This window comes from Pseudomonas khavaziana (genome assembly GCF_019145205.1).
Classification (GTDB): Bacteria; Pseudomonadota; Gammaproteobacteria; order Pseudomonadales; family Pseudomonadaceae; genus Aquipseudomonas; species Aquipseudomonas khavaziana.
On record NZ_JAHSTT010000006.1, the window covers coordinates 259,774 to 285,910 of the forward strand.

Here is a 26,137-nt window from a genome sequence, read left to right on the forward strand (position 1 = left end):
ATGACGACTGGAATGGGAAGCCGGACTTTCCTTAAGGTACTGACGTGAAGCGTGATACTCGCCTTGTGATGCTTTTGCTGTTGGTGATCGGCTGTTCCCTGACCTCTCTGACCATCTGGAAAGTCCTGTCTTCCCGTGAGCGCGCGCTGGCGGAGGTGGACGTGCACGGCCTGAACCTGACCCAGGCACTCACCACCTACACCGAAGGTATCGTGCGGCAAAGCTCGCTGCTGTTGCTCGGGCTGGTCGAACGCCTGGAAACCGAAGGCAGTGGCCCGGCGCAGATCGAGCGTATCAATACCCTGATCGGTCGGCAGCAGCCGTTGATGCCGCAACTCAGTGGCATCACCGTCTACGACCATCACGGCCACTGGTTGATGTCGTCCAACCGTCCGATCCCTGTGGGCGCCAACAGCAGCGATCGCGCCTATTTCATTCATCACCGCGATGATCCGAGCCGTGAGCCTTTTATCGGCCCGCCGATCCAGAGCCGTGCCAACCAGGAGTGGGTGGTGACCGTCAGTCGACGTTTCAATGACGCGTCTGGCAACTTTGCCGGGGTGGTTGCGGTCACCCTGGGGGTGGAAAACTTCCTGCGGGTGTTCGGCAAACTCGACGTCGGCCAGGACGGCGCGATCGGTTTGTCGTATACCGACGGCACCTTGCTGGTGCGCTACCCCTTCCGTGAACAGGACATGGGCCGCAACTTTTCCAAGTCGCCTATCTACGCCAAGTACCTTGTCGACCAACCGGTCGGCACCGCTGCCTACACTTCCAGCCTGGACGGTGTGGAGCGGCTCTACGCGTTCCGCAAAAGCGAGACCCTGCCGCTGATCACCACGGTCGCGTTGGGCAAGCGCGAAGCCCTTGCGGCGTGGCGTATCGAGGCGGCATTGTCTGCTGTGGTGGTGGCGGGGCTACTGGGGCTGACGGGGGTGATCGGCTGGTTCCTGATCCTGGATATCCGCCGACGTACTGCGGCGGAAGAGGCGTTGCACGTGGCCCAGCAACAGCTGCTCGACTCCAATCGACAATTGGCGCTATTGGCCAAAAAGGATGCGCTGACCGGCCTGGCAAACCGCCGCTGCTTCGACGAAACACTGGCCCTGGAAGCACGCCGGGCGCAGCGCGACGGCACCTCGCTGGCGTTACTCATGATCGATATCGATTATTTCAAACGCTTCAACGATGCCTGCGGTCACGTCGCGGGAGATGCGTGTTTGCAGGCAGTCAGTACACTGTTGGAGGGCTGTGTGCAGCGACCATCAGACTTGGTGGCGCGCTATGGCGGAGAAGAAATAGCGATCATCATGCCGGCGACCGACAGCGAAGGCGCGACGGTGGTCGCAGAAAGGATCCTTGCGCGACTGCAACAGGCAAACATCCCCCATCCCGGCAGCCCGTTCGGGCGCGTGAGTGTGAGTATCGGCATTGCGACGCGCACAGGCTCACGGCTGGAGCCAGTATCAGGTTTGATCGAGGCGGCCGATGCGGCGCTTTACGGTGCCAAGGCTGCCGGGCGCAATGGGTTTTCCCGGCAGCCCACGGACATTGCTTCGGGCGGCTGAAACGCCCTGTACTTATGTGCTTGCCGGTTCACATCCCAAGTGTCGGCATCGTGAGTTCGCCGCACTTCATGAGCTGGCCAGCGGTGACTTGCAGCTCAGTTGTAGGTTTCGCGGCATAGCCAACGATGAAGCCGGCGCTGAGCAGTGAAAGGCAGAAGGCGGCTTTTATCAGGATCATGGGAGGTGGTTCTCACATCAGCTCAAAAGGGTGAACCACAGATTGTGTATTCAAGGAAAGGTTCCTGGGACGCCAGCAGCGCTCCAGCACATGACCTTTTCCAAGTGACCCGTATGTTCGTCCCATTGTTCGTTGAGTACGATGAACCCGTGCTTCTTGTAAAAGTGCAGGCTGGGTAAGTTTTGCGAGTACACGCTCAGTTGTAGAACTGATCGGGATTGCATTGCGTCTGCGAGCAACCGCGTACCCACGCCGCCGCCCTGATGCGCGGGCGCGACAAACAGCGCCGCCAGGGTGTCTTCATACACGCAGCTGAACCCGAGGACTTTGCCGTCGGCCTCAAACACACGTGTCACGGCGCTGGGCAGGTAGACGTCACGCATGGCGCCCAGTTGGTCATGCCAGAACTGGGGGGCGATGAAGTGGTGGGCGAGGATCGATGCTTGCAGCCAGATATCCAGCACCGGTTCAAGGTCAGTGTGTTGGAAGTCGCGAATCATGATGCCTCAACGGTTGAGTGAACAGGCCGAACCCCAGTGTGGCGGCCGACAGTACTGCGCTTGAACGCCCCTGCGGCAGCGATTTTGAGCAACCGCTGGAAATTTGGGCATTGCGCATGGTTGGGTGCAGGGCAGGCGGCGGCGTGACGTAAGCCTCGACTCATGGCCTTCAGTTGTTTGACCGTCGCATCGATCTCGTCGGCCTTGGCCAGCAGCACACTTCTATCCACCTCGGCCTGGCCATTGGGCGACAGCATGGCCTGTATCTCATCCAACGACAGTCCACCGGCCTGGCCGAGCGCGATTACCGCCAACTGTTCAACCACTGCCGGGGCAAACTGGCGGCGAGCGCCCGGTTGGCTGATCGAGGTGATCAAGCCCTTCTTTTCATAAAAACGCAACGTGTGGGCAGGCACGCCGGTGCGTTTGACCACCTCGGTGATATCCATTGGCAGACCCTTGACTTGAAGTTGACTTCAACTTCTATGATGCCTGCGCGGGTTCAATCGGTCCATGGATATGAGGTGGGTATGGCGGTGTTGGAAGTGGTTGCACAGGTGGTGTTGTTGGGCGCAGGGGCCACTCTGGTGATGGATATGTGGATGCTGCTGATGAAGGCCATTGGCGTGCCAACGCTGAATTTCGCGTTCGTGGGGCGTTGGGTTGGACATGCGTGCCAAGGCCGTTTCACTCATTCGAGCATCGGGCAGGCGTTCCCGGTTCGAGGGGAAGTGGCCCTGGGCTGGATCGCGCATTACGTCACGGGTGTAGTTTTTGCGCTGCTGCTCGTGTGGGTTAAAGGGGCTGACTGGTTGCAGGCGCCCACCTTTGTGCCAGCCCTGGTGTTGGGGGTGGTCACCGTGGCCGTCCCGCTGTTGGTGATACAGCCCGCCATGGGCGCAGGTTTTGCCTCATCCAAGACCCCTACGCCCGGTCAGAACTGCCTACGCAGCCTGATCAATCATGGGGTGTTTGGTGTGGGCCTCTACTTGGCTGCGTGGGTGATCGCCTGGGCGTGATCAGTCACAAATGGATCTGTAGATCAGCGAATGAATTTAACGTACACCCGCTCCGGGTCACCTTCGTCAAGGTTCTCGATCAGCCCGCTGGGGACAAACCCGGCCTTGGTCATGAGTGCCTGGGATGCGGTGTTGGAAGCGTTGGTCGAGGCGAAGAGCTTGGGCGTCTTGCAGGCCGTTTCGGCTGCCGCCAGCAGACGCAGGGCCACACCCTGGCGCTGGTGCGCGGGTGACACAACCACCAGCGCGACGAAGCCGTGATCGAAAAAGTCATGGGTGAGCACCAGGTAGCCGGCGCATACGCCAGCGTCGACGGCGACCAGGCATTGCTGGCGAACCACCGCGTCATAGATAAACACGCGACGGCTGGCGTGGGCGGTGGCGTAGGCATCCAGCTCGACCAGGGCATGCACATCATCGGGCATGGCCTGGCGGATCAGCCAATGTGGGGTTATCCAGCCATCTTGCCGATCGGTCACAGTAATGGTGTTGCGTACAGTGGCATGGAGAGGTTCCAGATAATAAGCGTTGGTAAACCTATCATACGGGGTTGCCCACTCTCAATCGGCACACACCAGCGAGGGCTTACGATGGCTTTTGCCCAAGTGCTCGTGGCGTGTGTACTCATGCCCAGTGATGTGCGTCGGCGCTGTGCCAGCGCTGATTGCCTGGTCATGCAACGCTGCTTCCAGCGCTTGAAGATGCCGCGAGAGGATCTTCACCGACCCACTCGGGTTGGCCGGGTCGAACGGGATCCTGCCATTGGCAATAAACACCATGGCCAGTTCCCAGGCGCGTTGTGAGTCGTTCATCAGGCCACCTCCTTGGCACTTTGGCAGGCCATCATCTGGGTGTATGTGTCGTTGTATTGCATGACGGAGCTCCTTGCTAAACGGGACTGATATAGATGTGACCCGCTCAAGAAGGCTCGGTATCAACTGGGTTGCCGTCGAAATTTCGATCATTTCAACGATTCAGTTCCGCCCAAACCATCTTCTTTTTAGATGGTGGCTGGGTTGCCCCGTGAAAGAATGAACCCGCGCGGCCCCACGCACACCTAAGAGGTTATGAACCGGACCCGGGGACAGGGGATGAAGCCGCCAGACCATCGTGACCTGCATAGCCGCAATTACCCGGTCAGCGAGGACATGACCTTGCAACGCAAGGTCTGGCGCTTCGAGCGATGGGGTTGGTATGCAATGGTGCTGTTGATGGGCTTGACCTTGGCCGGCCTGTTTTCCAAGGGCCCATTGAGCAGTGCCGAGGTACGCAGCGCCGATGGGCAGCTGCGTGTCGAGTACCAGCGCTACCTGCGCAATGGTGCTACCGATGCACTGGTGATTCATGTGCAAGGCCGGGCGCGTGAGCCCCTTGAGGTGGAGCTCAGTGGCGCGCTGTTGCAGGGCTTCAATGTGCAAATGCTGCAACCCCAGCCACTCAAGGCCAGTACCGCAGGCGATGGCATGAAGGTGTGGGTGCTGAGCGACAACGACGGTCATGCGATGCTTCACGTGACCCTCAACAGCGACGGTGTTGGCAGCTTTCAAACCAAGGTGGCGCTGGCATCGGGCGCTTCAGTGGGCCTTTCCCAATTCATTTATCCCTAGGGGCGACCATGGACTCTGTGTTGCGGGCTGCGGCGATTTACCTGGTACTGCTGGTGCTGTTCAAGGTGGCCGGCAGGCGCACACTGGCTGAACTCACCACCTTTGACCTGGTGCTGTTGATGGTCATCGGCGAGGCCACCCAGCAGGCACTGCTCGGTGACGATTTCTCGCTGACCAATGCCGTGATGGTGATCGTCACCTTGATTGCCATCGACATTGGCTTCTCGCTGGTCAAGCAGCGCTCAACCGGGTTCGCACGGGTGCTGGATGGTGGGCCGACGGTGCTGGTCGAGGAGGGCCAGGTACTGCACAAACGCCTCAAGCATGCGCGCCTGGATGAAGGCGACATCCTTGAGGCGGCCCGGTCCATCCAAGGGCTTGTCGAGATCCGGCAGATACGCTTCGCGATTCTGGAGCGCAACGGCAAAATCTCGGTTATCCCCTACGAATAACGCCCGGGTTGGCGCTTACTTCCCTTCGCTCGATGGATGCGCATCCATTCTTGATACGCCGCCGTGCGTTGCGCATCCGCGAGCTTCTTGGCTTCGGTGAAACGCAGCCAGGTGTTCGCGTCGCCGCTGTAGGACTCGATGATTTGGTACGCCAAGGTATCGAGCCGATCGGCTTCGAAAAACATCCGGGTGTTCTGCGCTATTTCGTCATCCCATCCCTCTGAAGGGGTGTAGTCGAGCGTCTGGCCGTTCATTGTGTCAAATCCTCCGCCCACTGGAGTTGCGCCGCACCGCACCAGCGCACATCAGTGATGCCGTATTTTTCCGCCATCGGTTTGGAAACGCGCTTGAGGTTGTTTTGCCCGAACCTCGGTATGACCGCCACACCGGCATCGCAACTTGCCCAATGCCAGGCGTCGGCATTATTCATCTGCGGCGCACGCAAGATGAACGATTTGGGCTTGCCGTGAAGTTGATACTCGATGGTAAACAGTTCGTTGGTTTTCATGAGGCCTCCCTAAGCTCATGTGCTACAGATATTTGACGCCAGAAAAAATTCAGAAAGATTGTCGGACACCTCGATAGCTGGTACTTCGGTGGTCAGCGGTCAGTGCCGGTGGGGAGTCTGGGTCGGGTCGTCGATCTGGATAATCCTGCCTTGGCGCCACGCATCCGCCCCTGGAGCAATGGCGGGAGTGGCGATATCCGCGCGTGCGGCCTTCTTCTGGTTGCTGTCCACGCCCAGGCGCTTATCCCGCTCGGCGACCATCTTCGGGTCGGCCTGGCCGTCGGCGGTAAACCCCATCATCAGTTGCGGCACGCCCAACGGCAGCTGCTTGTGAAGGTCCGTATGCCAGGTGTGCCAGGTCTTGCCATAGGTATGCACGAGTTTCTCCATCAGGGCATGTTCGGCCACCTGTGGAATGCCCGGTGCAACCAACTGGCCTGATTTGACCTCATGCACGTGGCTATGCCACAGCGCCTTCTCCTGCGCGGGCAGGGCGTTGAACAGCTGCTCACTGATGATGTATTCCACCCCCATCAGCTTGGCATCCTTGCGGTTGCCGTCGTAGATCACGCACTGGATCACTTCTTCATTGAGGATCGCGCAGTAGTGATGAGCTTCCATCTGCACATCGGGGTGGCCGTTGTAGAAATGGAAGCCGTCCAGGTAGGCATTCAATGCATCCACCGGCGGGCGCGATTGCAGCACCGCAGCGCCAGCATCCAGGGTGCGCGTGGTGGGCGACTTAGCATCACCGGGCGCAACCACATTGGACGGTGAGTTGTTGCTGGCGCAGGCGGTCAGCAAGGCAATGGACAGTGTCAGGCTGAGTTTTTTCATCGTGGATTCCCTCCATGGTCGGTGAGGCTGTACCGAGGGTTAGAAGGCTTGGCCGCGCAGGTGTTCAACCGGAATGGCGAGCGGCTGTCCAGAGGCCCCGCGTCGCCGGAGAGGCAGCCCAGTTGCTAAAAGTTTTGGAACACTGGTCAGCGCGACGGGTCATTTTTCATAAGTACCCAAGCGCGGCGGCGGGCATAGCGAGCAGCGTCGCCGATGAGCCGTCCGATATCGATTTCGACAAAGGAGAACCCGGCGGATGCAGCCCCAGCCATACGATGACCCTTCCAACGACGATGCGCAGGGCGTGGCAACACTGCTTGAACGGCTATTGCGCGCGCGTGGCCCCGGAGGCCAGGAAGACGAGGTGCGTGCGATTTGCCTGGAAAGCCTCGGGCCGTTGTGTGACGAAACCTGGGTCGATCCCGCTGGCAACGTGATTGGCCTGATCAAGGCGGCGCAGGGCAACCACGATCCCGGGCGTGCGGTGAAAATCATGGCGCACATGGATGAAATCGCCATGGTGGTCAAGCATGTCGAAGCGGATGGCACGTTGCGCGTGACGGCGCTGGGCGGCGCGAACCCGGTGAACTTCGGCATGTGCCCGGTGGATATTCTCGGTGATCACCAGTTTATCCCGGGTGTGCTGTCCTTTGGCTCGATGCACATGACGGCCAACGCGCCCCAGGGCGCTGATGTGTTGTCCGGGGATGTGCACTGGAATGATGTGCATGTCATCACCCGTTGCTCAAGTCAGACCTTGCGTGACTGCGGGGTGCGTCCCGGCAGTCGCGTAACCCTGAGCCAACACTGGCGCGAGCCGTTTCGGGTGGGGGATGCCATTGCCGCGCACTTCCTGGACGACCGTGCGCCCATCGCCGCGGTACTCTATGCCGCGCAGTGCCTAAAACGACGACGACAAGCGCTTTCCTGCGATGCGTACTTCGTCTTCACCACCCTTGAAGAAGAGTGCAATGCCGGCGCCATGTACGCTGCGGCAACGCTGCCGGGCGATACTACCATCGCGGTGGAAGTCGGCCCGGTGATGCATGAGTACGGTACGCGCCTGGGGGTCGATCCGATTATCAATACCGGTGACCTGAAAGGTTATTACACCCGCTCGGTAGTGAGCGGCCTGGCGGCTGCAGCGCAACGCTGTGGTTATGCGCCGCAATATGCCCTGCTGGTGGATTTTGCCTCGGATGCCAGCGCGGTCATGAGTAACGGCACCTCGGCCCGCGCCGGCTGTGTGGCGATTCCCACGGAAAACACCCATGGCTATGAGGTGATTGTCGACGGTGCGATCCAAGCGTGCGCACAGACCTTGGCCGACTACCTGGCCACGTACTGAACCAGCATCAGGCTCGCACATGACGTGCAGGAGGATAAAACCGTGTCTATCGCCGTTTCCACGATTGACTACCTGAAACAATACGATATGACCCTTACCACGGCCGAGTCCTGTACAGCGGGGAAAATCATCACCCTGCTGTCGGAAGTCGAGGGCGGTGGGGCGTGTATCGAGAGTGGGTACGTGGTGTATGCCCCTGAAGCCAAGCAGCGTTTGTTGGGCGTGCGTGCGTATACGATTGAGACCTTCAACCTCACCAGTTGCGAGGTCGCCCGTGAGATGGCCGCAGGCGCGATGCGTGACAGTCCCGCGGGCGTGGCCGTGGCCACCACCGGGCTGCTCGGCCCGGATGACGTGGACGGCATTCCGGCCGGGACCATTTGCTTCGCCTGGGCTTATCGGATGGGGCAGGGGGTGAGTATTTTCAGCCGCAAGGAACGCTTCCTGGGTTCCCGGGAGCAGGTGCAGCTTTACGCGGCGGAGCATGCCTTGAAGCGGCTGGCACATTTTCACCAGCGCGCCCTGGCCGGCGAACAAGGCTAGCTAAGCCTTATTTGACTGGCTGCGAGGCCCATTCGCCGCCGGCTTTTTCACAGTCGATCTTGGCTTGGACCAGATCATTGGCGGCGTAGTAGTAGGTCACTACGCGGGCATTCTTGGGCAGCAATGCGCCTTCGTGATCCGGCGACTTGGACGTCGAATGGGGGTTGGCCAGGGCCTCTTGGGTCGGCGTGGCCTTGCAGCTGGCGACATGGTTGCTGGCACAGGCCGCTACCTTGTTTTTCGTAGTAGGCATCATCTCCTTGTTCTCGTTGCTGCAAGACCAGTCGATGGCTTCAGGCGGCATGCCCTCGTAGCGGTAGCAGGTATGTTGCTCGACCGTCGGCACCTGGGCGCTTTGCCCGCGTGTAACCACATCGCAGGCGTCGGCCAGGGCCGTCGAGGACGTAATGATGAGTAGCAAGGTGATCGGCAGTCGGACGTTCATGAACTAATCTCCGCGCTTGCTTGAGGTGGCGGGCGAATGCGCCGCTTCATATGCATTTGAAGGGGCCATGGGCGCTAAAGTTTTAACAATTTGCACAGGCTTCGACGAGTGGCCGACCATTCGTCCAAGCCTGCACCGATTTGTTGAACGCCTGCGCCTTCGTTCCGGACAGATATATAACGGGCCCACGAACGTTGCGCTCGTCTGGCGCCCTGGATATCACTCACTCAGCAGCAGGTGAATCATCATGAAGAAGCTCTATATGTGCCTGGGATTGTGCAGCGCGTTCATGCTTCACGGCTGTTTTGACAGCTCCGACAACACCACCAAGAACAACACCAGCGGGACCAAGTCGTCGGTGCAGATGCAGGAAGGCAAGGCTGAGGAAAGCAAGTAGAGGCCCCTGGACTAAATGTGGGAGTCCCCACCACATCTTCGATGTGACGCTGTCGCGCAGCAAACTAGGGAGCTTGCTTCCGTGGCGGCCTGACAGCCGAGCAGGATGTTGGTTTTCGTCCTCGGTACATATCCGTTATTTGGGCAACGGCCACTTAGGGTTCCGCTTTTACAGCGGCTCACTTTTGAACAGCCGGAATGCCGGCCCAGGCAAAAGTAAGCAAAACGCTCTTGCCCCACCACTCGGCACCTCGCCTAGGCTCGGTGTGCCCTCTCTCCGGCTTGAATCCGTGGACCACGGCTTCAAGCCTGCGTTCGGCCAGCGTGGTTTAACGGGGCGCCTAAGATCAAAAGCAAGATCAAAAGCGACTCGCTGCGCATCGCAGATACGCTGGCGGCGCTTGTGCTTTTCTGTAGGAGCGAGCTTGCTCGCGAAAAATCTGAGAACGCCGCGTTCTTTCTGGTTTCCCGTGTCATCGTTAACGACCTTCGCGGGCAAGCCCGCTCCCACAGGGGTACGCGCACACTTCAACGATCAGGTCGGCTATAAGGCCGCCTCGCTGTGTTTTTGATCTAAGGCGCCCCGTTAAACCACGCTGGCCGGAATTCGACAGGGATTTGGGGGGTAAACCGGCAGGGATGCCGGTTTAGCCGCCCCGCGCCATGGATGGCGCGTGGCGGCGGCCCCAAATCCATGGCGGATTACGGGCACACCGAGCCTGGGCGAGGTGCCGAGTGGTGGGGCAAGAGCGTTTTGCTTACTTTGCCGCTTTTGCAAAGTGAGCCGCCGTAAGGGCGGAACCTATAGTGGCCGTTACCTAAGCAACGGATATGTACTCGCCCCAACAACCCAACAACCCGGTCACATCGTCGACGTGGCGCCGTCGCGCAGCAACCTGGACCGCCGCCAAAATATCCGGCGTTAGGACTAAATTTTAACTCTTTAAAATCAGTAGATTACTTGAAGTTTGATAAGAGGGGGCTTGCTCCCGATATAGGTGTGTCAGTCTATACAACTGTGACTGAACTACCGCTATCGGGAGCAAGCCCCCTCCCACAGTTCATACATCACTCAGCGCATATGCAGGATGATCGGGCTGCTACTCGCCGGGTCGGTATGCCCGCGCAGTTTACCCACGGCCTTCGCATCGACCGAGCCACCGCTGTTGCCCCAGGTGCCGCGCACGTAGCTCAGCACGTCGGCGATTTCCTCATCGGACAACTGCTCGCGAAACGCCGGCATGCGGTAGGCGTCGGGTACACCGGCTGCCACCACGCGTTGCGAGCCGTTGAGGGTGATGTTGATCGCCGAGGCGTTTTCCTTGGCCAGTGCCGAAGTGGCGCCGGCCAGGGGTGGCATCCATTCGGGCTGGCCTTTGCCGTCGAGGCCGTGGCACGAGGCGCAGCGGGTGGCATAGGTATGGGCGCCCGGGGTTTGCGCCGGGGCGTTGGCGACCGCCTGATACTGCCAGGGTGAGCCATCACGCTGCGGGTCGCCGGGCAGTGACTTGAGGTAACGGGCGATGGCGGCCAGGTCCTCGTCCTGCATGAACTGCGTGGAGTTGTTGAACGCTTCGGTCATCGAACCGTAGACCACCGCGTGGGCATTGCGCCCGGTCTTGAGGAACTGCACGATCTGCGCCTCGCTCCAGCGGCCCAGGCCGGTGTTGTGATCCTGGCGCAGGCTCGGCGCGTACCAGCCGTCGAGCAGGGCACCGGCAAGGAACGGCGCGCCGGACTCATCCAGGGCTTTCTCGTTGAAGGCCAGGCCGCGCGGTGTATGGCAACTGCCGCAATGGCCGGGGCCCTGGACGATATAGGCCCCACGGTTCCACAGTGCGTCCTGGCCGGGTTTGGCCGCATAGGTGGCGGTAGGCGCGAACACGCCGTTCCACAGTGCGTCCTGGCCGGGTTTGGCCGCATAGGTGGCGGTAGGCGCGAACACGCCGTTCCACAGGGCGATGGGCCAGCGCATATTGAGCGGCCAGGGAATGTCACTGGGGATGTTCGCCTGGCTGGCCGGTTGCACGCCTTGCATGAAGAACGCGTACAGCGCCTTCACGTCGTCGTCGCTGAGCTTTACATAGGACGGGTAGGGCATGGCCGGGTACAGCCGCCGCCCGCCTGGCGCTACGCCATGGCGTACGGCACGGTCGAAGTCGGCCAGGCTATAGGCGCCAATGCCATGCTCGCGGTCGGGGGTGATGTTGGTGGCGTGAATCGCCCCCAGTGGCGTGGCCATTTCCAGGCCACCGGCAAAGGGCTGCTTGCCGGCGAGGCTGTGACAGGCCACGCAGTCACTCACCCGCGCAACGTATTCGCCGCGACTGACCAAGGCGGGCTCGAAACTTGTAGCCTGTTGCTGTTCAAAAGGCGAAGCGGGCTGGCGTGTGACGTACCAGGCCAGCAGGCCTGCGGCGACCACACAGGGCAGCACCAGCCACCCTGCGGTTCTTGCGAATCGGCGGTTGTTCATGGGCGTTCCCTGTCGGTTAGCTAAAGGTGTAACGGCTCAATGGCAGACTGCGGATGCGCTGGCCGGTCAACTGCGCCACCGCGTTGGCCACAGCCGGCGCCACCGCGGGCAGCGGCGGTTCGCCGATACCGCCCATTTTTTCGCCACTCTCGACAATACGCACATGCACCCGCGCCATCCGCGCAGGCGGCAGCACTGGGTAAAGGTCGTAGTTGCGTGCCCGTGGCTTACCGTCCACGTACACCGCTTCCTCGACCAGTGTTTGCGACAGACCCAGGGCCACGGCACCGTGGACCTGGGCTTCAATGATCGCCGGGTTGACGATGCTGCCGGGGTCAATGGCCTGCCAGATGTCATGCACCTTGACCTGGCCGTTTTCAATCGACACTTCGGCGATCACCGCCGCATGGGAGCCAAACGGCGACGCCATGGCCACGCCACGCGCACGCCGGCTGCCGTCTTCGGCGGTGAAGGGGCCACGTTTCCAGCCACCCGACAGCTCGCCCACGGCTTGCAGCAGGGTGGTCAATCGTGGGTTATCACGTAGCAGGTGCAGGCGCAGGTCAAAGGGATCTTGACCGCCTTTGTCCGCCAGCTCATCGAGGAACGCTTCGTAGAAAAAATCGTTGAGCGAGTTGCCTACAGAGCGCCAGTAGCCCAGCATCACCGGGCCCTTGACGTAGATCTGCGCGATGCGTTTGTTGGGGATTGCATAGGCCTTTCCCGACAGCCCCTCCATGGCTGTGGGGTCGATTTTTTCACCCTGTTTGCCGGCGAGGGCTTCGGTCGGGCCTTCGGTGGCGCTGACCGCCTCGATGGCCACCGGCAGGCCATTGGCGTCCAGGCCGGCGCGGAACTTGACCACCGCCACCGGGCGCAGCACATCGCGCAGGAACTCTTCTTCCCGGGTCCAGATCAGCTTGATCGGGCGCCCCACGGCCTTGGCCAATTCGATGGCCTGGGGATAAGGGTTGGCCGACTCATAGAGAAAATGCCGGCCAAAGAAACCGCCCAGCAAGGGCGAGTGCAAGGTGATCTTGTCGGCGGCCAGGCCAGTGCGCTTGGCAATGTCGTCGCGGAACATATCCGGCGCCTGGTTGGGCAACCACACCTCCAGGGTGCCGTCCGGGTTGTAGCGTGCCAGGGCCGACGGCGGCTCGAGCTGGGCGTGGTTGAGGTATTGGTTGTGGTAGGTGGCCTGCACCTGGGTCTTGGCACCGGCCAGCGCGCCGGCTACGTCGCCTTCGTTTTCGTCATCGCGGGCCGGGCCTTGCTGGGCGGCGAGGAAGTCGCGGTGCTTGTCGCTGGAAAAATCTGCCGGCATCACCCGTACCGTCGAATCGGCAGGGGCTTCCTGCCAGTCAACCTGGATGGCCTCGACCGCGCGCTTGGCGTGCCACCAGCGCTCGGCCACCACCGCCACCGCGCCGGGCAGCACATGCACCGAGTGCACGCCTTGCATGGCTTGTACCTCGGCCTGATTGCGCAGGCTGCCCACGCTCATGCCCAGGCGCGGCGCATGCTGCACGGCGGCGTGGAGCATGCCGTCGACCTTGAGGTCGATGCAGTACTGCGCCTTGCCGGTGGATTTGTCGTAGGCATCGAGACGCTTGACCGGCTTGCCGATCCAGCGGAACTGGCTTGGGTCGCGCAGGGTGATACTGGCCGGGTCGGGCACCGGCATGTCCAGGGCGCGGCCGGCCAATTCACCATAGCCCAGGGAGCGGCCCGACGCGGTATGCACCACGCGGCCGGGTTGGGTGGTCAATTGCGCGACCGGCACACCCATTTGTTCAGCCGCCGCTTGCAGCAGCATCGCCCGCGCCAGGGCGCCGAGGCGGCGCATGGTCGGGTAGCTCATGCGCACCGACATACTGCCGCCGGTGATGCGCAGGCCGTTTTCCATCACTACATAGGCTTCGCCGGGCGGCGCACTTTCGACGATGAAAGTGGCCGGGTCGGCATCCAGTTCTTCGCCGACAATTTGCGCCATGGCCGTGTGGGTGCCTTGCCCGCCTTCCATGAACGGGCTGAGCAAGCGCACGCTGCCGTCCGGGCGAATCTCCAGGAACGCCGGCACCTGGGTGCCACGTTCGGCAGCGCTGGTGGCGGCTTGTACCCGAGCCGAGCCCAGGGGCAGGCCGAAACCGATTACCAGCGCGCCCACGGCGGTACTGGTCAGGAAGCGGCGGCGGGACAGGTTGATAGGCTCACCTGATGCCAGATCGAGCAGGCCTTGAGGAAGCTTGATGGGCGTATTCATCAGACGCTCTCCTGCTTGGCCAGGTCCTGCATGGCGCTCTGGATAGCGTTATAAGTACCGCAGCGGCACAGGTTGATCATCGCCGCGTTAATCTGCTCAGCGGTGGGCGCCGGGGTGTGCTTGAGCAGTGCAGTGGCCGCCATCACCTGCCCGGACTGACAGTAACCGCATTGCGCCACCTGGCGTTCGACCCAGGTGGCGACCACACGCTTGCCCACCTCATCTTCTTCGATGGCCTCGATGGTGGTGATTTCGCGGCCGACCACGCCGGCTACCGGGGTGACGCATGAGCGCACTACATTGCCGTCCACCAGCACCGAACAGGCGCCACATTGAGCCAGGCCGCAGCCGTACTTGGTGCCGGTCAGCCCCAGATTGTCGCGGATCACCCATAACAAGGGGGTGTCGGCTTCGGCATCGACTTGATAGGCCTTTTGGTTAATACGTAATTCCATGGCTCACCTGCTGATCAACGGTTGGTGGTGCTTTGTTTTTTATAAGGGGAGTGCGGCATGGCCTTCCCTCGGGGTCGCTCATGGGCGACTTGGTGTGGCGACGCGGTCGGGCAGGGTTTTCATCCCCACCCCGCGCGCATTATTGGACTCTAGACTACGGCGCAAGGGCTATCTATGGCAGGGGCTGATAAGTCGGAGGATCAGGCAAGTATTCGCGAGGAATGAGCTATAGCCTCCTCCCACATTTTCGCTGATGCCAGCCAATACCACCTTTGATCAAATGAACCGAAACCCTCCCGCCAGTTTCTCCTTCAAATACCCCACCAACGCCGTCACTGCCTTGGGCACATGGGGCGAGTACGGCCTGATCAAATAGATTTCATCGGCAAACGCACCCTTGAGCGTCCACCCCTTCAACACCTGCACCAACTTGCCGCTGGCTAAAGCGGCCTGGGCGCTGAAGTCCGGGAGCAGGGCGATGCCCAGGTGGTTGAGCGCCGCGTCACGCAAGGCTTCGCTGTTGTTGGTGGAAAAGCTGCCGGCGATGGGCACGGTGACGCGCTGGCTGTTTTTGCCGCCGCGCTCGAAGGTCCAGGCCGGCTGGTCGCTGCCCCGTGGGTAGTAGAGGCAGTTATGCGCGCTGAGATCTGCCGGGGTTCGCGGTTCGCCGTGGTGTTGCAGGTAGTCCTGGGTTGCGACCAGGACCGAGGTGGTGTCGCACAGCTTCCACGCCACATGGGTTTCCGGCACCTGGAAACCATGGCGCACCGCCAGGTCATAACCCTCGGCCGCCAGTGAGCTCAAGGCGTCGGACACATCGAGCTGAATGCGCACCTGCGGATACTGCTGCAAAAAACCGGAAAGGTGCGGCACCAGTTGTTGCCGGGCGAACGCCACCGGGGCGGTCAGGCGTACCAGGCCGCGAATTTCGCCGACCGAATCGCGTACCGAGGAAAAGCTGCGGGCGATCTGCGCGTAGGCGCTGCGCACGTCGCGGGTCAAGGACAACCCGGCCTCGGTCAGTCGTACGCTGCGCGTGGTGCGGGTCACCAGGCGCGTGCCGGTGGCTTTTTCCAGGTCGGAGATACGTTGGCTGACCGCGGATTTGCTCACCCCCAGGCGGGCAGCCGCAGCGGTGTAGGTGCCGTGTTCCTCCAGCACCGACAGCCAGTGAATGTGGGTCCACAAGCCTTCGATCTCAGCCTTTTCCATAATTGTATTGTTCGCATACAAGGACAATAAGTTCTGGATTCTGCTCTGGTTTGGAACAAATAGAAAGCCTATCGTATGTTCCAACGCTACCCACCGGGGATCCACTGCCATGACCACCACCATCGAACACTACATCAACGACCAGCGCGTCAGCCGCGATGACCGCTATCAGGACGTCTACAACCCGGCCACCGGCGAAGTGACCGGGCGCGTGGCCCTGGCCAGCCGCCAGACCGTGGCCGAAGCCGTCGCTGCCGCCCAGGCTGCATTTGCCGGCTGGGCCGACACGCCGCCGATCCGCCGCGCCCGTGTGCTGTTCGAATACCTGCACCTGCTGCGCGAACGCAAGGACGACCTGGCGCGCATCATCGTCGCCGAGCATGGCAAGGTGTTCACCGATGCCCAGGGCGAAGTCGACCGTGGCATCGATATCCTCGAATTTGCCTGCGGCATTCCCAACCTGCTCAAGGGCGAGCATTCCGACCAGGTCTCCCGTGGCATGGACAACTGGACGATGCGCCAACCCCTGGGCGTCGTCGCTGGCGTCACGCCGTTCAACTTCCCGGTGATGGTGCCGATGTGGATGTACCCCATCGCCATCGCGGCGGGCAACACCTTCATTCTCAAGCCCAGCCCCACTGACCCGAGTGCCGCGCTGTTCATGGCCGAGCTGCTGCGTGAAGCCGGCTTGCCCAAAGGTGTGTTCAACGTGGTGCAGGGCGACAAGGAGTCGGTGGACGCACTGATCGAACACCCCGACGTAAAGGCCGTGAGCTTCGTCGGCTCCACGCCCATCGCCCAGTACATCTATGAGAGCGGTGCCCGTCACGGCAAGCGCGTGCAGGGCCTGGGCGGGGCGAAGAACCATATGGTGGTGATGCCCGATGCCGATATCGAGCGTACCGTCGACGCGCTGATGGGCGCCGCCTACGGCAGTGCCGGCGAGCGCTGCATGGCGATCTCGGTGGCGGTGCTGGTGGGGGATGTGGGCGACAAAGTCATTGCCGCCTTGACCGAGCGCGCCAAGACGTTGCGCATCACCGATGGCCGCGATTTGAAAGCCGAAATGGGTCCGATCGTGTCGCGGGCTGCGCTGGAGCGCATCAGCGGCTATATCGAGCAGGGCGTACAGGCCGGCGCGCATTTGTTGCTCGATGGCCGTGACTACGTGCCCACCGAGCCTGGCCTGGAAAACGGCTTCTGGCTCGGCGCCACCTTGTTCGACCACGTGACCCGGGACATGAGCATCTACCGCGAAGAAATCTTCGGCCCGGTGCTGGCCTGCGTGCGCGTCAACGATTTCGCCGAAGCAGTGAAGCTGGTCAACGACCACGAGTTCGGCAACGGCGTCAGCTGCTTCACCCGCGACGGCAACATCGCCCGCGAATTCGCCCGGCGCATTGAAGTGGGCATGGTCGGCATCAACGTACCGATCCCGGTGCCGATGGCCTGGCATGGTTTTGGTGGCTGGAAGAAGAGCCTGTTCGGCGACATGCATGCCTACGGCACCGAGGGCGTGCGCTTCTACACCAAGCAGAAGTCAATCATGCAGCGTTGGTCGGAGAGTATCGAGCAGGGTGCGGAGTTTGCGATGCCTGTTTCAAAGTAAGGTTTAACCTGCGCCGCAGGGGCTTAATGTGGGAGGGGGCTTGCTCCCGATGGCGGTGTTTCAGGCACTGTATCTGAGCCTGAAACACCGCCATCGGGAGCAAGCCCCCTCCCACATTTTTATGTGTTTGCTCTGAATTGACGCGAAGAACATAAAAGTCCAGTATGGAATTATAAGTACAAAGTCATCGCCGCACGTTTTTCTTCACTCTTGCCAAACCAACAACAACCCGCGAGAACCCGATCATGAAGAAACGCCACCTTATCCCCGCCCTGGCCCTGAGCCTGTTCGCTGCCAGCCACTTGCTCGCCGCCGAGACAACCCTGCGTATCGGCATCGAGGCCGCTTACCCGCCTTTCGCCTCAAAGACCGGTGACGGCAAGATCGTCGGTTTCGACTACGACATCGGCAACGCCCTGTGTGCGCAAATGAAGGTCAAGTGCGTGTGGGTCGAAGGTGAGTTCGACGGCTTGATTCCCTCCCTCAAGGTCAAGAAAATCGACATGGCGCTGTCGTCCATGACCATCAACGAAGACCGCAAGAAATCAGTGGATTTCACCCACAAGTATTACTTCACCTCCTCACGCCTGGTGATGAAGGACGGTGCGGTGGTGGATGACCAGTACGCCAGCCTCAAGGGCAAGAACGTCGGCGTGCAACGCGCCACCACCACCGACCGTTATGCCACCGAGGTGTTCGAGCCCAAGGGCATCAACGTCAAGCGCTACAGCAATAACGAAGAGATCTACATGGACCTGGCAGCGGGGCGCCTGGATGCAATCTTTGCCGACACCATCCCCCTGAGCGACTTCCTGGCGATGCCACGCGGCCAAGGCTATGCCTTTGTCGGCCCGGAACTCAAGGATCCGAAATACGTGGGCGAGGGCGCGGGGATTGCAGTGCGCAAGGGCAATACGGCATTGGTCAGCGAGTTGAATGCGGCCATCGATGGCATTCGAGCCAGTGGCGAATACCAGAAGATTTCGCAGCAGTACTTCAAGACCGATATCTACGGCGACTGATCTCAGCTGCTCGAACCCTTGTAGGAGCGAGCTTGCTCGCGAAGGACTCACAGGCACCGCGTTTACCCAGAACACACGCGTTATCGTTGAGGTTCTTCGCGAGCAAGCTCGCTCCTGCAGGTGGTCAAGCCTTTAACTCTTTCAGGTGCTTGTAGACCGTCGCCCGCCCCATGCCCAGCACATTGGCCACATAGTTGGAGGCGCTCTTGCCCTTGAATGCGCCTTCGGCATGCAGCGCCAGCACCAGTTCACGCTTGTGGTCGCGGGTCAGCAGGTTGAGGCTCAACTGGCGCTCGCGCAGCCAGGCATGCAGGAACGTGTTGATGCGTTCCTGCCAATCATCGCGAAACAATGCATCCGGCTGGGCGATCAACTTGCTTGGCGACAGGAACAGGTCCAGTGCCGCCTTGGCGGTTTCAAACATCGAGATATTCAGGTTGATACACAGCACGGCCAGCCGGCGGCCTTTGTGGTCGTGCAGCACAGTGCTCAGGCTGCGAATTTTCTGACCGTCCCAGTTGAGTTTTTCGTAAGGGCCGATATTCACTTCGCTGATGTCACCGTCCAGCATGTCCTCCAGCGACGAATCATCACCCAAACTGCGTTTAGACAGGTTGTTGGCGATGTAGTCGACGGTTTGCGTACGCAAGTCATGCAGCACCACTTCCGCATGGGGAAAGAACAGGGTGGCGATCGCATCGGCGATGCCACGAAAGTTTTGCATGACGGTGTCTTGTTCGGCGATGGTCATCAATGGGGCTCCAGGCGGACGGGGGAGAGCATACCAGCGTCCAGGCCGAATCGCGTCAGCGCCTCGGGCAGCGGTGCGCCGCGCACCAGTGCGGCGCTGGCCTGGCCCATGGCCGGAGAGGTCTGGATACCATAACCACCCTGTGCTGCCACCCAGAACAGCCCTGGCACCTGCGGGTCAAAACCGCAGAGCAAATCACCGTCGTGCACGAAACTGCGCAGCCCGGCCCAGGTGCGCGTCGGGCGGCGGATGGTCAGGGTGGTGGCCTCTTCAATCTGGTAGATGCCCATGGCGATATCCAGTTCTTCGGGCTGCACGTCCTGGGGCTCCACCGGGTCGGCATTGGCCGGCGAGCCGAGGAACATGCCGGCATCCGGCTTCATGTAGAAGGCTTCGTCGAGGGCTACCAGCATTGGCCAATCATGGCTGTTCACCCCGTCGGGGCCGGCGAAGATAAAGGCCGAGCGGCGCTTGGGTTGCAGGCCGATGGACGCCGCGCCGGCCAGACCGCCGATATGGTCGGCCCAGGCGCCAGCGGCGTTGATGATGACTGGGGCGCTGAAGGTTGCGTCCTGGGTACGCACTTGCCACAGACCTTCGGCGTCACGACTCAGGCCCAGCACATGGCTGTCGGTGCGTACCTCTCCGTGGTTACGGCGGATACCGCGCAGATAGCCCTGGTGCAGGGCGTCGGTGTCGATGTCGCAGGCGGTGGGGTCATAGATGGCACCGTGGACTTTCTCGCGACGCAGGATCGGCAGCCGTGCACAGGCTTCGTCGGCACTCAGGCGTTCCACCTGGGCTACGGTGGCTTTGGCGCTCAGGTATTGGCTGTCCAGCTCCGCCGGATCGCCGTTGAAGTCGACGGTCATTTCGCCCCGGGGTGTGAGCAATGGATGCGCGCAGAAGCCCGCTGGCGGTTCATCGAAAAACGCCCGGCTGGCCAGGGTCAGCGCACGTACTTGCGGGGTGCCGTAGGCCGCCGTGTAAAGCGCCGCCGAACGACCGGTGGAGTGATAGGCCGGATGGTTTTCACGCTCCAGCACCAGCACCTTGCCGTGCTGCGACAACCAGAAACCGGTGGATGCGCCGGCAATGCCGCCGCCGATGATGATGAAATCTGCCTGCTGCATAAAAATCTCCGGGTTAGCGCTGCAGTTGGTACAAGGCATTGGCCAATGCAATATCTTCCAGGCCCAGGCCAATGGAGCGGAAAAATACCGGCCGATCGTAGTTTGGACGTTGCGCCATGTCGCAGAGCAATTCGGGCAAGTCACCGAGCACTGCGCGCGCGTCCCAGCCGTGCTGTTCGCTGGCGATCAGCATATCGCCGGCCGCGCCCGGCGTGGTCTGCCGATAGTCGCAGTACACCTGCATCTGGTTGAGGCACGCCGGGGGCACTTCATGGGCACGGGGTGCATTGGTGCTGATGGAGGTGATCAGGGCAGGCTTGCGCAAGCGCATCGGGTCGATCACCGGGCCTGCCGATGAGGTGCAGAGCATGATCACATCCGCGTCCTCTACTGCGGCATCGCAAGTGTCGGCGAGGGCCAGGCGCGGGTCCAGGCCGGTCAACTGCGCGCGGGTGTCGGCGCTGGCACTGTCAAGGCTGGGGGAGTACAGGCGGATGTGCTGCCAGTCGCGCAGGTTCTGCACATAACGCAGGTGCGCCTGGGCGACCTTGCCGCTGCCGATGATCGCCAGACGCTGCGCCGTCGCCGGTGCCAGAGCGTCCACCGCCAGTGCGGTGGTCGCGGCGGTGCGTGCGGTGGTCAGCTCAGAAGCGTCGCACAACAGCAACGGCTGGCCACTGTGCATCGACATCAACAGCGTCCACGCCGTCACCAGGGGCCCTTGCTCACGCACGATGTAGGGTGAGGTCTTGACCCCATACACCCCGTCCTCGGCCAGCACCCCCAGGTAGTTGATAAAGTCACCGGCACCGTGGGGGAACTCCACCCACTGCTGCGGCGGTTGCACGGCCTGCCCGGCGGCCAGGTCGCAGAACAGCTTGCGCAGGATAAGAGGTACATCGATCTGGGCGAGCAATGCCCGCGCCTGAACTTGATCGATGATGAGGGGGGAATTGGACATGGATGTCTCCAGGGAAACTAATTTGTCTATTATGGACATTTAGTTCTTGTACGCAATAACCCCTGGAAAAAATGGAGATCAATGTGGGAGATCAAAGTGGGAGGGGGCTTGCCCCCGATAGCGGTGTATCAGTCAAGCAGATACTGACTGACACTCAGCCATCGGGAGCAAGCCCCCTCCCACAGTTTCAACCGCGTTCTATGCAGTGGCTTTTGTGCAGGTCAGGCATTCGATGGAGCGATCCACGGTGGTCTTGGCAATTTCCAGCAAATGCCACACCGCCAGGATCTTCGCCCGCTCGGGGCTTTGCAGCAGCTCGCCGCAGTCCAGCGCGGTAGCGGATGCGCTGTCGAGCAAACTGGCGGTGTAGAGCAGGGCGTCTTCGAAGCTCAGGTCTTCGTTGACGCAGTGGAAGCCTTGGGTGGGCAGGTAGTGGTCGATGGCGCGGTTGAAGGCGGCGCGGTCTTTTGCGGGATCGATGGGTGGATCGGGTAAGACTTTACTCATTGCTTAGCTTCCTTTTGGATTCAAGGAGCCGAACCTTTCGCGACTAAACGTAGGGTGGCGGCTGTACGCAGGTTAGTCGACCGGCCAAAAGGCAAAATCCGGCGCACCCAAGGGCGCCCTGCGCACAGCCACCGTAAAACATGGGTGGTTCATGCGCCTTTTGGAATACCGGGCGACTAAACCCGATCACTGAATTGGCAGTGACGGACCGCAGACTAGCCATCGATTCCAGCAGGCACAAGGCGGCAGGGATTGTCTAGGAAACGTCCTGCAATTTAAAGGGACACGCCTTGCTGGCCCTTTAAAAACCATGACCAAATGCCACCAACCCCTCATTTGAAATGCAGATAAATGTGGGAGGGGGCTTGCTCCCGATGGCGGTGTGTCAGTCACAGATGTGTTCACTGACACTCCCTCATCGGGAGCAAGCCCCCTCCCACAGGGTTCTCCAGTATTGGCTTACCGCCGTCCCGCTCGCGTACTCACATCCACCCACACCGCCAGCACCAGAATGCTGCCCTTCACAATCATCTGCCAGTAACTGTCTACATCCAGCATCGACATGCCGTTATCCAGGCTGGTAATCACCAGGGCCCCGAGCAACGCGCCGTATACCGTGCCCGAGCCGCCGCGCATCGAGGTGCCGCCAATAAAGCAGGCGGCGATGGCGTCGAGTTCGCCCATGTTGCCCGCCGACGGTGACCCGGCGGCGAGGCGGGCGGTGTTGACCAGGCCGGCGAGGGCGCACATCACGCCCATGATGCCGAAGATCCACAGTTTCACCGCCTGCACATTGATGCCCGACAGCCGCGTGGCTTCCATATTGCTGCCCACCGCGTACACCCGCCGACCAAAAACGGTCTGGCTGGTGACGTAGCTGAATACGCCGAGCAGCACCAGCAACAGCAGCACCGGCACCGGGATGCCGTCGTAGCTGTTGAGGGTGGTGACAAACCCGGCGAGCACCGCGCCGATCAGCATCACACGCAGCCCGTCACGCACCAGCGAGTGCGCGGCCAGGCCATGCAGCGCGCGGTTGCGCCGTTGTTTCCAGGTCAGAAAAAGCGTTAGCGCGAACAGCAATACACCCAGCCCGGCACCCACCGTGTGAGGCAAGTAGCCCTGCCCCACATAGACCAGCGATGGCGACACCGGCGCGATGGTGGTGCCGCCGGTAATCCCCAGCAGAATCCCGCGAAATGCCAGCATGCCGCCCAGGCCGACGATAAATGAGGGGATGCGCAGGTAAGCGGTCATGTAGCCGTTGGCCAGGCCGATCATCAGGCCGCACAGCGCCACCAGACTGAGGTTGGCCAGCAGCGGCACGTGATAGACCACGTCGAGAATCGCCGCCAGCCCGCCCAGCAGCCCGAGCAACGAGCCCACCGACAAATCAATCTCGCCGCTGATGATCACCAGCACCATGCCGCACGCCAATATCCCGGTGATCGACATCTGCCGCAGCAGGTTGGACAGGTTGCGCGGGGTGAGGAAGCCGCCCTCGGTCTGCCAACTGAAAAACAGCCAGATGAACGCCACGGCGATCACCAGCGCGAGCATTTTGTAGCGGGTGAAAAGGTGTTTGACCTGATTCATCTACGCGGTCTTCCGATTGTTATTGTGTTGGCTGAGCGCAGCGGCGAGCACCTGCTCCTGGGTCAGCCCCTCGTTGATGAAGTCACCGCGCAATTGGCCGTCGCCGATCACCAGCACACGGTTGGACACGCCGAGCACTTCGGCCAGCTCCGAAGAGACCATGATGATCGACACGCCTTCGGCCGCCAGCGCGCCCATCAGCTTGTAGATCTCGTACTTGGCGCCCACATCCACACCCCGCGTGGGTTCATCGAGGATCAGCACCTTGGGCTTGGCCATCAGCATTTTCGCCAGTACGGCCTTCTGCTGGTTGCCCCCGGAGAGGCTGGTGATCGGCAGGAACGGGCTGGCGGTCTTGAGGTGCATACGCGCGATCTGCTGGTCGATGCTGCCCAGTTCGGCCTCGGCGTCGATACGGCTCAGGTGTGCGTAGCTATCAAGCACCGCCAGGGTGATGTTATGGCCCACACCCAGGTCGGGAATGATGCCCTGGCGCTTGCGGTCCTCGGGCACCATGCACAGCCCGGCGCGGATCGCTTTGAGCGGCGTGCGCGTGTCGATCAGTTGGCCGTCCAGCCATACCTCGGCGCTGTAGCGGCCCGGGTAGGCGCCGAAGAGTGCCGACACCAGCTCGGTGCGCCCGGCGCCCACAAGCCCTGCGATACCGAGGATTTCACCGCGCTTGAGCACAAAGGAAATATCGTCGACACGCTTGCGCTTGGGGTTATCGACGTCGTAGCAGGTGACGTTGCGCGCTTCAAAGATCACTTCGCCCACTGCATGGGGCTCGGTCGGGTAGAGGTTGCTCATCTCGCGGCCGACCATCTGCGTGATGATCTGCGCGATGTCCATGTCCGCCATGGCCGTGGTCGCGATGTGCTTGCCGTCGCGAATCACCGCGATGGTGTCGCACACCGCCGCCACTTCATCGAGCTTGTGGGAGATGTACACGCAGGCCACGCCCTTGGCCTTGAGGCCCCGGATAATATCCAGCAGCACTTCGATTTCCGAACGGGTCAACGCCGAAGACGGCTCATCAAGAATCAACAGGCGCGCCTGCTTGTTGAGGGCCTTGGCGATTTCCACCAGTTGCTGGTAGCCGCCGCCGTACTGCGACACCGGCAGCGCCACATTCATGTCCGGTACCTTCAGCTCGCGCATCAAGGCTTCGGCACGGTGCAGCATCGCCGGGTAGTTCATGCGCCCGCCGGGCAGGGTCAGCTCGTGGCCCATGAAGATGTTCTCGGCCACCGACAGGTCCGGCACCAGGGTCAGTTCCTGGTGGATGATAACGATGCCGGCCGCCTCGGTTTCGCTGATGGATTGGGCCTTGAGCGGCTGCCCATCCCAAAGGATTTCACCCTCCCAGGTGCCGTAGGGGTAGACCGCCGACAGCACCTTCATCAAGGTGGATTTACCGGCACCGTTCTCGCCGCACAGGCCGACGCATTCGCCCGGACGTACCTTGATATCGATGCCATTGAGGGCGTTGACACCGCCAAAGCTTTTGACGATGCCGTTCATTTGCAGCAGGTAGTGCGACATGGCGATGGCTCACACAAAAGGCCGATAAAACACGCTCACTGTAGGAGCGAGCTTGCTCGCGAAAATCGCGCAGGCGACGCGGGCCTGCCTGGCAGCGCTGCGTTATCGTTGGCGCTTTTCGCAGGCAAGCCAGCTCCTACAGGCCGATCTGCTCTTTGGTATAGAACCCGTCCTTTTCCAACAGGTCGATGTTGGCCTTGGTCAACGGCGTCGGGGTGAGCAGGATGGTGTCGACCTTCTTGCTGCCATTGTCGTATTGCGAGCTGTAGGTGGGTTTTTCGTTGCGCGCCAGTTGTACCGAGAGCTTGGCGGCTTCGGTGGCGATCAGCTTGAGCGGCTTGTAGACGGTCATGGTCTGGGTGCCGTCGATCACGCGCTTGACGGCGGCGAGGTCGGCGTCCTGGCCGGAGATGGGCACCTTGCCTGCCAGCTTCTGCGCGGCCAGGGCCTGGATTGCGCCGCCGGCGGTGGCGTCGTTGGACGCGACGATGGCGTCGATCTTGTTGTCATTACGGGTCAGGGCGTTTTCGACGATGCTCAAGGCTTCGGTAGGGTTCCACTCCTTGACCCACTGCTGGCCGACAACCTTGATATCGCCCTTGTCGATGGCCGGTTGCAGCACCTTCATCTGGCCTTCGCGCAGCACCTTGGCGTTGTTGTCCGTCGGTGCGCCGCCGAGCAGGAAGTAGTTACCCTTGGGCGCCGCCTGCAGCACGCCGTTGGCCTGCATCTCACCGACTTTTTCGTTATCGAAGGAAATGTACGCATCGATATCCGCGTTGAGGATCAGGCGGTCATAAGACACCACCTTGATCCCGGCCTTCTTGGCTTCGGCCACGGCATTGGTCAGCACGGTGGCATTGAAGGGCACGATGACGATCACATCGACGCCCCGGGAAATCAGATTTTCGATCTGGGAAATCTGCTTCTGCTCGTTGGCATCGGCGGACTGCACGAACACCTTGGCGTCGAGTTTTTCCGCGGCCGCAACAAAGTAATCGCGGTCGCGGGACCAGCGCTCCAGGCGCAGGTCATCGATGGAAAACCCGATCTTCGGATGGGCAGAATCGGCCATCACCGGCAGGGCAAGCAGGGCCAGGGCGGTAGCGAGCAGGGTGCGTTTGAATGATTTCATAGTGGTGCGTCCCTTTATTGTTGTTGGAAAGACACAAGGTGATGCGGGTAGAACTGTAGAGCGTCCCTTGA

General features: G+C 61.2%; 29 protein-coding genes. 9 read left to right on the forward strand and 20 right to left on the reverse strand.

Features of this window, described 5'->3' with window-relative positions:
* Positions 1–44 precede the first annotated feature (44 nt).
* A complete protein-coding gene (locus tag KVH01_RS17095) occupies positions 45–1,568 on the forward strand; it encodes a sensor domain-containing diguanylate cyclase (protein ID WP_217882183.1) in 1,524 nt (507 codons plus the stop codon).
* Between the two features lie 28 nt (positions 1,569–1,596).
* Here the strand turns inward: KVH01_RS17095 and KVH01_RS17100 are convergent, their stop codons facing one another.
* Genes KVH01_RS17100 through KVH01_RS17110 form a run of 3 tightly spaced genes read right to left on the reverse strand, consistent with a single transcriptional unit; the run spans position 1,597 to position 2,695 of the window.
* On the reverse strand, positions 1,597–1,746 hold the full coding sequence (locus KVH01_RS17100) for a hypothetical protein (protein WP_217882184.1): 150 nt from the start codon (positions 1,744–1,746) through the stop codon (positions 1,597–1,599).
* Positions 1,747–1,796: 50 nt separating this feature from the next.
* Positions 1,797–2,246 carry an N-acetyltransferase gene (locus tag KVH01_RS17105; protein WP_217882185.1) on the reverse strand — a complete coding sequence of 150 codons (450 nt, stop codon included), beginning with the start codon at positions 2,244–2,246 and terminating at the stop codon, positions 1,797–1,799.
* Positions 2,243–2,695 carry a helix-turn-helix domain-containing protein gene (locus tag KVH01_RS17110; protein ID WP_046072104.1) on the reverse strand — a complete coding sequence of 151 codons (453 nt, stop codon included), beginning with the start codon at positions 2,693–2,695 and terminating at the stop codon, positions 2,243–2,245. The genes KVH01_RS17105 and KVH01_RS17110 overlap by 4 nt, the downstream gene beginning before the upstream one ends.
* 81 nt (positions 2,696–2,776) lie before the next feature.
* Here KVH01_RS17110 and KVH01_RS17115 point away from each other — a divergent pair, with 81 nt between their 5' ends.
* Positions 2,777–3,265 (forward strand): DUF2938 domain-containing protein, encoded by a 489-nt coding sequence (locus tag KVH01_RS17115; RefSeq protein ID WP_068966924.1) that lies wholly within the window; start codon positions 2,777–2,779, stop codon positions 3,263–3,265.
* Between the two features lie 23 nt (positions 3,266–3,288).
* Here KVH01_RS17115 and KVH01_RS17120 read toward each other — a convergent pair whose 3' ends face one another.
* Both KVH01_RS17120 and KVH01_RS17125 read right to left on the reverse strand, forming a co-directional pair.
* Complete coding sequence (locus tag KVH01_RS17120) at positions 3,289–3,690, reverse strand: GNAT family N-acetyltransferase (RefSeq protein WP_217882274.1); 402 nt, start codon at positions 3,688–3,690, stop codon at positions 3,289–3,291.
* Between the two features lie 135 nt (positions 3,691–3,825).
* Complete coding sequence (locus tag KVH01_RS17125) at positions 3,826–4,077, reverse strand: hypothetical protein (protein ID WP_217882186.1); 252 nt, start codon at positions 4,075–4,077, stop codon at positions 3,826–3,828.
* 279 nt (positions 4,078–4,356) lie between these two features.
* On the opposite strand from KVH01_RS17125, the gene KVH01_RS17130 reads away from it, so the two are divergent.
* The gene (locus KVH01_RS17130) at positions 4,357–4,872 is read left to right on the forward strand and encodes a hypothetical protein (RefSeq protein ID WP_217882187.1); all 516 of its coding nucleotides are present in this window, start codon (positions 4,357–4,359) and stop codon (positions 4,870–4,872) included.
* 8 nt (positions 4,873–4,880) lie between these two features.
* Entirely contained in the window at positions 4,881–5,324 is a 444-nt protein-coding gene (locus tag KVH01_RS17135; protein WP_217882188.1) for a DUF421 domain-containing protein, read from the forward strand.
* Here KVH01_RS17135 and KVH01_RS17140 read toward each other — a convergent pair.
* The 3 genes from KVH01_RS17140 to KVH01_RS17150 form a co-directional block, all read right to left on the reverse strand.
* Entirely contained in the window at positions 5,315–5,578 is a 264-nt protein-coding gene (locus KVH01_RS17140) for a hypothetical protein (RefSeq protein WP_217882189.1), read from the reverse strand. The two genes, KVH01_RS17135 and KVH01_RS17140, sit on opposite strands and share 10 nt — an antisense overlap.
* On the reverse strand, positions 5,575–5,832 hold the full coding sequence (locus tag KVH01_RS17145) for a DUF6555 family protein (protein WP_046072110.1): 258 nt from the start codon (positions 5,830–5,832) through the stop codon (positions 5,575–5,577). Before KVH01_RS17145 ends, KVH01_RS17140 begins: the two co-directional genes overlap by 4 nt.
* A 99-nt stretch (positions 5,833–5,931) precedes the next feature.
* Entirely contained in the window at positions 5,932–6,669 is a 738-nt protein-coding gene (locus KVH01_RS17150; protein WP_217882190.1) for an OBAP family protein, read from the reverse strand.
* Between the two features lie 256 nt (positions 6,670–6,925).
* Here KVH01_RS17150 and KVH01_RS17155 point away from each other — a divergent pair, with 256 nt between their 5' ends.
* Entirely contained in the window at positions 6,926–8,017 is a 1,092-nt protein-coding gene (locus KVH01_RS17155; protein WP_217882191.1) for a zinc-binding metallopeptidase family protein, read from the forward strand.
* Positions 8,018–8,059: 42 nt separating this feature from the next.
* Positions 8,060–8,560, forward strand: a complete 501-nt coding sequence (locus tag KVH01_RS17160; protein WP_217882192.1) for a CinA family protein — start codon at positions 8,060–8,062, stop codon at positions 8,558–8,560.
* Positions 8,561–8,567: 7 nt separating this feature from the next.
* On the opposite strand, the gene KVH01_RS17165 is transcribed toward KVH01_RS17160, so the two are convergent.
* The gene (locus tag KVH01_RS17165) at positions 8,568–9,005 is read right to left on the reverse strand and encodes a hypothetical protein (RefSeq protein ID WP_217882193.1); all 438 of its coding nucleotides are present in this window, start codon (positions 9,003–9,005) and stop codon (positions 8,568–8,570) included.
* A gap of 247 nt (positions 9,006–9,252) precedes the next feature.
* Between KVH01_RS17165 and KVH01_RS17170 the strand changes: the two genes are divergently transcribed.
* Positions 9,253–9,402 carry a hypothetical protein gene (locus tag KVH01_RS17170; RefSeq protein WP_217882194.1) on the forward strand — a complete coding sequence of 50 codons (150 nt, stop codon included), beginning with the start codon at positions 9,253–9,255 and terminating at the stop codon, positions 9,400–9,402.
* A gap of 1,071 nt (positions 9,403–10,473) precedes the next feature.
* Here the strand turns inward: KVH01_RS17170 and KVH01_RS17175 are convergent.
* The 4 genes from KVH01_RS17175 to KVH01_RS17190 all read right to left on the reverse strand — a co-directional run bounded on the left by KVH01_RS17175 (position 10,474) and on the right by KVH01_RS17190 (position 15,807).
* Complete coding sequence (locus tag KVH01_RS17175; RefSeq protein ID WP_217882195.1) at positions 10,474–11,877, reverse strand: cytochrome c; 1,404 nt, start codon at positions 11,875–11,877, stop codon at positions 10,474–10,476.
* A 16-nt stretch (positions 11,878–11,893) separates the two neighbouring features.
* Positions 11,894–14,140: a xanthine dehydrogenase family protein molybdopterin-binding subunit gene (locus tag KVH01_RS17180; RefSeq protein WP_217882196.1), complete on the reverse strand. Its 2,247-nt coding sequence runs from the start codon at positions 14,138–14,140 to the stop codon at positions 11,894–11,896.
* Positions 14,140–14,595 (reverse strand): (2Fe-2S)-binding protein, encoded by a 456-nt coding sequence (locus tag KVH01_RS17185; protein WP_043051632.1) that lies wholly within the window; start codon positions 14,593–14,595, stop codon positions 14,140–14,142. Before KVH01_RS17185 ends, KVH01_RS17180 begins: the two co-directional genes overlap by 1 nt.
* A gap of 276 nt (positions 14,596–14,871) precedes the next feature.
* A complete protein-coding gene (locus tag KVH01_RS17190) occupies positions 14,872–15,807 on the reverse strand; it encodes a LysR family transcriptional regulator (protein WP_217882197.1) in 936 nt (311 codons plus the stop codon).
* Positions 15,808–15,916: 109 nt separating this feature from the next.
* Here KVH01_RS17190 and KVH01_RS17195 point away from each other — a divergent pair, with 109 nt between their 5' ends.
* A complete protein-coding gene (locus tag KVH01_RS17195) occupies positions 15,917–17,416 on the forward strand; it encodes a CoA-acylating methylmalonate-semialdehyde dehydrogenase (RefSeq protein ID WP_043051634.1) in 1,500 nt (499 codons plus the stop codon).
* Positions 17,417–17,661: 245 nt separating this feature from the next.
* The gene (locus KVH01_RS17200) at positions 17,662–18,438 is read left to right on the forward strand and encodes an ABC transporter substrate-binding protein (protein ID WP_217882198.1); all 777 of its coding nucleotides are present in this window, start codon (positions 17,662–17,664) and stop codon (positions 18,436–18,438) included.
* 124 nt (positions 18,439–18,562) lie between these two features.
* Here KVH01_RS17200 and KVH01_RS17205 read toward each other — a convergent pair whose 3' ends face one another.
* The 7 genes from KVH01_RS17205 to xylF all read right to left on the reverse strand — a co-directional run bounded on the left by KVH01_RS17205 (position 18,563) and on the right by xylF (position 26,066).
* Positions 18,563–19,189, reverse strand: coding sequence for a helix-turn-helix transcriptional regulator (locus KVH01_RS17205; RefSeq protein ID WP_043051636.1), 627 nt, complete (start codon positions 19,187–19,189; stop codon positions 18,563–18,565).
* Complete coding sequence (locus KVH01_RS17210) at positions 19,189–20,322, reverse strand: NAD(P)/FAD-dependent oxidoreductase (protein ID WP_217882199.1); 1,134 nt, start codon at positions 20,320–20,322, stop codon at positions 19,189–19,191. The genes KVH01_RS17205 and KVH01_RS17210 overlap by 1 nt, the downstream gene beginning before the upstream one ends.
* A gap of 13 nt (positions 20,323–20,335) precedes the next feature.
* Positions 20,336–21,283, reverse strand: coding sequence for an ornithine cyclodeaminase family protein (locus KVH01_RS17215; protein WP_217882200.1), 948 nt, complete (start codon positions 21,281–21,283; stop codon positions 20,336–20,338).
* A 198-nt stretch (positions 21,284–21,481) separates the two neighbouring features.
* A complete protein-coding gene (locus tag KVH01_RS17220; protein ID WP_217882201.1) occupies positions 21,482–21,790 on the reverse strand; it encodes a DUF6124 family protein in 309 nt (102 codons plus the stop codon).
* A gap of 459 nt (positions 21,791–22,249) precedes the next feature.
* Positions 22,250–23,386, reverse strand: a complete 1,137-nt coding sequence (locus tag KVH01_RS17225) for a sugar ABC transporter permease (protein ID WP_217882202.1) — start codon at positions 23,384–23,386, stop codon at positions 22,250–22,252.
* Positions 23,387–24,931, reverse strand: coding sequence for a D-xylose ABC transporter ATP-binding protein (xylG, locus tag KVH01_RS17230; protein ID WP_217882203.1), 1,545 nt, complete (start codon positions 24,929–24,931; stop codon positions 23,387–23,389).
* A gap of 136 nt (positions 24,932–25,067) precedes the next feature.
* Positions 25,068–26,066 (reverse strand): D-xylose ABC transporter substrate-binding protein, encoded by a 999-nt coding sequence (xylF, locus tag KVH01_RS17235; protein ID WP_124400290.1) that lies wholly within the window; start codon positions 26,064–26,066, stop codon positions 25,068–25,070.
* Between the last annotated feature and the right edge of the window lie 71 nt (positions 26,067–26,137).

Bases quoted from the DNA above. Each gene is read 5' to 3' on its own strand.
- KVH01_RS17170 (WP_217882194.1), top strand. From the start codon at position 9,253: ATGAAGAAGCTCTATATGTGCCTGGGATTGTGCAGCGCGTTCATGCTT.
- KVH01_RS17215 (WP_217882200.1), bottom strand. From the start codon at position 21,283: ATGTCCAATTCCCCCCTCATCATCGATCAAGTTCAGGCGCGGGCATTG.
- KVH01_RS17165 (WP_217882193.1), bottom strand. From the start codon at position 9,005: ATGAACGTCCGACTGCCGATCACCTTGCTACTCATCATTACGTCCTCG.
- KVH01_RS17190 (WP_217882197.1), bottom strand. From the start codon at position 15,807: ATGGAAAAGGCTGAGATCGAAGGCTTGTGGACCCACATTCACTGGCTG.
- KVH01_RS17220 (WP_217882201.1), bottom strand. From the start codon at position 21,790: ATGAGTAAAGTCTTACCCGATCCACCCATCGATCCCGCAAAAGACCGC.
- KVH01_RS17115 (WP_068966924.1), top strand. From the start codon at position 2,777: ATGGCGGTGTTGGAAGTGGTTGCACAGGTGGTGTTGTTGGGCGCAGGG.
- KVH01_RS17100 (WP_217882184.1), bottom strand. From the start codon at position 1,746: ATGATCCTGATAAAAGCCGCCTTCTGCCTTTCACTGCTCAGCGCCGGC.
- KVH01_RS17205 (WP_043051636.1), bottom strand. From the start codon at position 19,189: ATGACCATCGCCGAACAAGACACCGTCATGCAAAACTTTCGTGGCATC.
- KVH01_RS17200 (WP_217882198.1), top strand. From the start codon at position 17,662: ATGAAGAAACGCCACCTTATCCCCGCCCTGGCCCTGAGCCTGTTCGCT.
- KVH01_RS17140 (WP_217882189.1), bottom strand. From the start codon at position 5,578: ATGAACGGCCAGACGCTCGACTACACCCCTTCAGAGGGATGGGATGAC.
- KVH01_RS17185 (WP_043051632.1), bottom strand. From the start codon at position 14,595: ATGGAATTACGTATTAACCAAAAGGCCTATCAAGTCGATGCCGAAGCC.
- KVH01_RS17120 (WP_217882274.1), bottom strand. From the start codon at position 3,690: ATGCCCGATGATGTGCATGCCCTGGTCGAGCTGGATGCCTACGCCACC.
- KVH01_RS17180 (WP_217882196.1), bottom strand. From the start codon at position 14,140: ATGAATACGCCCATCAAGCTTCCTCAAGGCCTGCTCGATCTGGCATCA.
- KVH01_RS17105 (WP_217882185.1), bottom strand. From the start codon at position 2,246: ATGATTCGCGACTTCCAACACACTGACCTTGAACCGGTGCTGGATATC.
- KVH01_RS17210 (WP_217882199.1), bottom strand. From the start codon at position 20,322: ATGCAGCAGGCAGATTTCATCATCATCGGCGGCGGCATTGCCGGCGCA.
- KVH01_RS17110 (WP_046072104.1), bottom strand. From the start codon at position 2,695: ATGGATATCACCGAGGTGGTCAAACGCACCGGCGTGCCTGCCCACACG.
- KVH01_RS17145 (WP_046072110.1), bottom strand. From the start codon at position 5,832: ATGAAAACCAACGAACTGTTTACCATCGAGTATCAACTTCACGGCAAG.
- xylG (WP_217882203.1), bottom strand. From the start codon at position 24,931: ATGTCGCACTACCTGCTGCAAATGAACGGCATCGTCAAAAGCTTTGGC.
- xylF (WP_124400290.1), bottom strand. From the start codon at position 26,066: ATGAAATCATTCAAACGCACCCTGCTCGCTACCGCCCTGGCCCTGCTT.
- KVH01_RS17130 (WP_217882187.1), top strand. From the start codon at position 4,357: ATGAAGCCGCCAGACCATCGTGACCTGCATAGCCGCAATTACCCGGTC.
- KVH01_RS17195 (WP_043051634.1), top strand. From the start codon at position 15,917: ATGACCACCACCATCGAACACTACATCAACGACCAGCGCGTCAGCCGC.
- KVH01_RS17150 (WP_217882190.1), bottom strand. From the start codon at position 6,669: ATGAAAAAACTCAGCCTGACACTGTCCATTGCCTTGCTGACCGCCTGC.
- KVH01_RS17175 (WP_217882195.1), bottom strand. From the start codon at position 11,877: ATGAACAACCGCCGATTCGCAAGAACCGCAGGGTGGCTGGTGCTGCCC.
- KVH01_RS17225 (WP_217882202.1), bottom strand. From the start codon at position 23,386: ATGAATCAGGTCAAACACCTTTTCACCCGCTACAAAATGCTCGCGCTG.
- KVH01_RS17135 (WP_217882188.1), top strand. From the start codon at position 4,881: ATGGACTCTGTGTTGCGGGCTGCGGCGATTTACCTGGTACTGCTGGTG.
- KVH01_RS17125 (WP_217882186.1), bottom strand. From the start codon at position 4,077: ATGAACGACTCACAACGCGCCTGGGAACTGGCCATGGTGTTTATTGCC.
- KVH01_RS17155 (WP_217882191.1), top strand. From the start codon at position 6,926: ATGCAGCCCCAGCCATACGATGACCCTTCCAACGACGATGCGCAGGGC.